Source organism: bacterium, assembly GCA_030654305.1.
Taxonomy (GTDB): Bacteria; Krumholzibacteriota; Krumholzibacteriia; order LZORAL124-64-63; family LZORAL124-64-63; genus PNOJ01.
Genome location: JAURXS010000022.1, coordinates 1 through 3,367, shown reverse-complemented (window position 1 = coordinate 3,367; position 3,367 = coordinate 1). Strand labels below are relative to the sequence as shown.

Genomic DNA, 3,367 nt, shown 5'->3' with positions numbered 1-3,367 from the left:
CGCGGACCTGGCCGCGCTCGGCCCGCCGCCCGCGCCGCCCGCGCCGGCGGCGGCGACGACGGCAACAACGACGACGATGACGGGGACGACGCAGCAGTGAGGGTGGCGCCCGTGGGCGCCGCGAACCCGATGGGAGCGTGAGGTCTTGTCTCAACACGCGCGACGTGACGTGGCCGTCCTGGACGGCGACAACCTGGTCCTCGGCGGCGCCGCCCGGCGCATCGCCGCGGTCGGGCTCGCGGTCGGGGTGGTCGGGCTGGGGGCCGGCTTCCTGCTGGGCCGCGCCGCCGGCGACGGCATGCGGCACTTCCTGCACGCCTGGCTGCTGAACTGGCTGTTCTTCCTGTCGCTGTCGCTGGGCGCGTTGTGGTTCGTGCCGCTGCAGCACCTGACGCGGTCGACCTGGAGCGCGGTGGTGCGGCGCCTGGCGGAGATCGTCTCGGGCACGCTGCCGCTGATGGCGCTGCTCGCGCTGCCCGTGCTGCTGAACCTCGGCGACATCTACGTCTGGGCCGACCCGACCCGCGTCGCGGGCGACCCGCTGCTCGAGCACAAGGCGGGCTGGCTGAACCCGGGCTTCTTCACCCTGCGGATCGCCTTCTACTTCGCCGTCTGGATCCTGCTGGCCACGATCTACCGCCGCCGCTCCCTGCGGCAGGACGCCACCGGCGACCCCGCGATCACCGCCGGCTCCGAGCGGCTGGGCGGCCCCGCCCTGATCCTCTACGGCCTGACCCAGACCTTCGCGGCCTTCGACCTGCTGATGAGCCTCGACGCCCACTGGTTCAGCACCATGTTCGGCGTCTACTGGTTCGCCGGCATCGTCGCCAGCTTCTTCGCGGTGATGACGCTGCTGACCGCCGGCCTGCAGCGCTCGGGCCGCCTGGTGCACGCGGTGACCCTCGAGCACTACAACGACTACGGCCGGGCCATGTTCGCCTTCGTCTTCTTCTGGGCCTACATCGCCTTCAGCCAGTACATGCTGATCTGGTACGCGAACATCCCCGAGGAAACGGGCTGGTACCTGCGCCGGCAGCAGAACGGCTGGTCGGCCGTGGGCTACCTGCTGATCTTCGGCCACTGGCTGATCCCCTTCGCCGGGCTGATGTCGCGCTTCACGAAGCGGCGCGTGCGGCTGATGGCGTTCTGGGCGGTCTGGATCCTGGTCATGCACTGGGTCGACCTGTTCTGGCTGATCATGCCCGAGCTGAGCCCGGGAGGGATCCCGCTGCGGCTGATGGACGCGGCCCTGCTGGTGGGCATGGGCGGCCTCTACGCGGCGACGTTGGCCCTGGTCGCCGGGCCGCGCCTGCTGATCGCGCGGCGCGATCCGAGGCTGCGGGCCTCGCTGAACTTCGAGAACTACTAGACGGGAGGGGCGCGAGCCCATGCGGACCGAAGCGGACAAGACGGACCTGCACGCCATCGTGACCTACGGCCTGGTGTTCGCCCTGGGTCTGGTGGTGTCGATCCTCGCCCTGGAGATCGGCTTCCACCTCGTCCAGCGGCGCCAGTTCGAGCGCAAGGTGGTGGCGGTGGCTCCGGCCGAGCTGCTGGCCCTGCAGGCCGCCCAGCGGGGCGTGCTGGAACAGGGCGTGCGCTGGGTCGACGGGCCCGCGGGCCTGGTGGGCATGCCCATCGAGATGGCGATGGACGCCGTGGCGCGCCGCCACGGCAGGGACGGGGACTAGGCATGGCGATGCGGATCGCGGCGGCCGCGTGCGTGCTCGCGGTCCTGACGGCGGCCGCGGCCCCGACACGCGCGGAGCCGGACCTGGCCGCGATCGACGTCGTCGAGCGCCCGGGCGCGACGCTGCCCCTGGACCTGGTGTTCGCCGGCGAGGACAGCGCGGCGGTCCGGCTGGGCGACTGCTTCGCGCCGGGACGCCCGGTGATCCTGAACCTGGGCTACTTCGCCTGCCCGATGCTGTGCGGCCTGGTGCTCAACGGCATGGTCGACGGCCTGCGCGACGTGGAGTGGACGCCGGGCCGGGAGTTCGGGATCGTGACGCTGAGCATCGACGAGCGCGAGGGCCCGCGGCTGGCGGACCTGAAGAAGAAGAACGCGCTGGAGTCCTACGGGCGGCCCGAAGCGGCCGCCGGCTGGCGGTTCCTGACCGGCAGCGCGCGGGACAGCCGCGCCGTGGCCGACGCCGTCGGGTTCGGCTACGTCTGGGACGAGAAGACCCAGAAGTGGATGCATCCGGCCGCCCTGGTGGTCTGCACCCCGGACGGCCGGGTGGCCCGCTACCTGTACGGCATCGAGTTCGACGCGCAGACGCTGCGCCTGGCGCTGTCCGAGGCGTCCGGGGGCCGGATCGGCGGGACCAAGGAGAAGCTCCTGCTGCTCTGCTACGACTACGATTCGAGCGTGGGCCGCTACGGGCCGTCCGCGCGCAGGCTGATGAAGATCGCCGGATTCGTCACGGTGCTCGCGATCGCGGGCTGGCTGGCGCTGCTGTGGCGCCGCGACCGCAGAAGGAAATCGACATGATCTTGAGCGGGTTGCTGAACACGCTGTCGGTCCGCGGGGCGGGGGTCCCCTTCCTGGCCACGGGCGACGGGACCTTCTGGCTGCCGGTCCGGGCCTCGGAGGCCGCCGGCACCGTCGACAACCTGTTCTACTTCATCTTCTGGATCTCGCTGTTCTTCTTCACGCTGCTGATGGCGCTGCTCGCGATCTTCGCCGTGCGCTACCGCCGCCGCCGCGAGGGGGAGGAGCCGGAGCCCTCGCCGTCGCACAACCTGGCCGTCGAGGTGGTCTGGACGGCCATCCCGGTGCTGCTGGTCGCGGCCATCTTCTGGTTCGGCTTCCAGGCCTACGTCGACATGTCGACGCCGCCGCTGAACGCCTACCAGATCCAGGTGACGGGCCAGAAGTGGAAGTGGACCTTCACCTACCCGAACGGGTACGTGGACGAGCTGCTGCACGTGCCGGCCGACCGCCCGGTGCAGCTGGTGATGACCTCGCAGGACGTGATCCACAGCCTGTCGATCCCCGCCTTCCGCATCAAGCGGGACCTGGTGCCGGGGCGCTACAGCAAGGCCTGGTTCACCGCCGTGCGGCCCGGCGACTACGACCTCTACTGCGCCGAGTACTGCGGCACCCAGCACTCGTCGATGCTCTCGACCGTGAAGGTGCTCCCGCCCGAGGAATTCGACGCCTGGTTGCGCGAGCACTCGGACATCCTCAGCGGCCTGACGCCCGTCGAGGGCGGCGAGCGCGTCTACAACGTGCTGGGCTGCAAGCAGTGCCACACGCTCGACGGCGCCGCCGGCGTGGGGCCGACCTTCCGCAACCTGTTCGGCAGCGAGCGGTCGTTCAAGGGCGGCGGGCGGGCGCTGGCCGACGAGAACTACGTCAGCA

4 protein-coding genes are annotated in these 3,367 nt (G+C 70.9%); all 4 read left to right on the top strand.

Annotation, left to right across the window (positions count from 1 at the left end):
• The first annotated feature begins 169 nt into the window (after positions 1-169).
• A complete protein-coding gene (locus tag Q7W29_00620) occupies positions 170-1,369 on the top strand; it encodes a quinol:cytochrome C oxidoreductase (GenBank protein ID MDO9170317.1) in 1,200 nt (399 codons plus the stop codon).
• A 19-nt stretch (positions 1,370-1,388) separates the two neighbouring features.
• Positions 1,389-1,691: a hypothetical protein gene (locus Q7W29_00615; protein ID MDO9170316.1), complete on the top strand. Its 303-nt coding sequence runs from the start codon at positions 1,389-1,391 to the stop codon at positions 1,689-1,691.
• Between the two features lie 2 nt (positions 1,692-1,693).
• Entirely contained in the window at positions 1,694-2,494 is an 801-nt protein-coding gene (locus Q7W29_00610) for an SCO family protein (protein ID MDO9170315.1), read from the top strand.
• 2 nt (positions 2,495-2,496) lie between these two features.
• Positions 2,497-3,367: cytochrome c oxidase subunit II (gene coxB / locus Q7W29_00605; GenBank protein MDO9170314.1), on the top strand; the 871-nt coding region annotated here is incomplete at its 3' end.

Coding starts and splice junctions, on each gene's coding strand:
- Q7W29_00615 (MDO9170316.1), top strand. CDS start 1,389: ATGCGGACCGAAGCGGACAAGACGGACCTGCACGCCATCGTGACCTAC.
- Q7W29_00610 (MDO9170315.1), top strand. CDS start 1,694: ATGGCGATGCGGATCGCGGCGGCCGCGTGCGTGCTCGCGGTCCTGACG.